Source organism: Bacillus sp. 05T31, from assembly GCF_056396725.1.
Window position 1 is genome coordinate 1 of the sequence record NZ_JBFTMA010001052.1, and the last position, 1021, is coordinate 1021.

Sequence of the window (1021 nt, forward strand, 5' to 3'; positions counted from 1 at the left end):
CATGAAGGATTCGAACCTTCGACCCTCTGATTAAAAGTCAGATGCTCTACCAACTGAGCTAATGGCTCGTAAATGGCTGGGCTAGCTGGATTCGAACCAGCGCATGACGGAGTCAAAGTCCGTTGCCTTACCGCTTGGCTATAGCCCATTAATATTTACTAGTATGGTTATCTTTTCAAAAAAATAAACCCTCTCAGGTTATTTTAAAGAAAATGGTGGAGGGGGGCAGATTCGAACTGCCGAACCCAAAGGAGCGGATTTACAGTCCGCCGCGTTTAGCCACTTCGCTACCCCTCCGACATTTAAAAATATATGGTGGAGGATGACGGGATCGAACCGCCGACCCCCTGCTTGTAAGGCAGGTGCTCTCCCAGCTGAGCTAATCCTCCAAAAGTGGTGACCCGTACGGGATTCGAACCCGTGTTACCGCCGTGAAAGGGCGGTGTCTTAACCACTTGACCAACGGGCCAAAAAAAACAAAACTTTTCCCAAGCTTCCAACCGGGCTTGAACCGGTGACCTCTTCCTTACCATGGAAGTACTCTACCAGCTGAGCTATGGAAGCATAATGGCTCCGCAGGTAGGAATCGAACCTACGACCGATCGGTTAACAGCCGATAGCTCTACCGCTGAGCTACTGCGGAATAATATAAGCCTGGCAACGTCCTACTCTCACAGGGACAAGGTCCCAACTACCATCGGCGCTAGAGAGCTTAACTTCCGTGTTCGGTATGGGAACGGGTGTGACCTCTCTGCCATCATTACCAGACTATATTCATTTAAGACAAGAATTATCATAACTCATTCGACATTTAAAGTCAATAAGTTTTTTATATTCTCTCAAAACTAGATAACATTAGCTTCATATTATAYGGTTAAGTCCTCGATCTATTAGTATTCGTCAGCTCCACATGTCACCATGCTTCCACCTCGAACCTATCAACCTGATCATCTTTCAGGGATCTTACTAGCTTACGCTATGGGAAATCTCATCTTGAGGGGGGCTTCATGCTTAGATGCTT

6 tRNA genes and 2 rRNA genes are annotated in these 1021 nt (G+C 46.8%); all 8 read right to left on the reverse strand.

The features are described from left to right. Positions 1 to 73: 73 nt before the first annotated feature. Positions 74 to 148: transfer RNA gene (locus AC1DJR_RS31225), tRNA-Gln, on the reverse strand. Between the two features lie 65 nt (positions 149 to 213). Beyond that, positions 214 to 297: transfer RNA gene (locus AC1DJR_RS31230), tRNA-Tyr, on the reverse strand. Between the two features lie 16 nt (positions 298 to 313). After that, a tRNA-Val gene (locus tag AC1DJR_RS31235) sits at positions 314 to 389 on the reverse strand. A 5-nt stretch (positions 390 to 394) separates the two neighbouring features. Then, a tRNA-Glu gene (locus AC1DJR_RS31240) sits at positions 395 to 469 on the reverse strand. 22 nt (positions 470 to 491) lie between these two features. Continuing rightward, positions 492 to 564 (reverse strand) — tRNA-Thr (locus AC1DJR_RS31245). Between the two features lie 4 nt (positions 565 to 568). After that, a tRNA-Asn gene (locus AC1DJR_RS31250) sits at positions 569 to 643 on the reverse strand. 9 nt (positions 644 to 652) lie between these two features. Beyond that, positions 653 to 768, reverse strand: a 5S ribosomal RNA gene (rrf, locus tag AC1DJR_RS31255). A gap of 102 nt (positions 769 to 870) precedes the next feature. Beyond that, a 23S ribosomal RNA gene (locus AC1DJR_RS31260) occupies positions 871 to 1021 on the reverse strand; the annotation flags it as partial.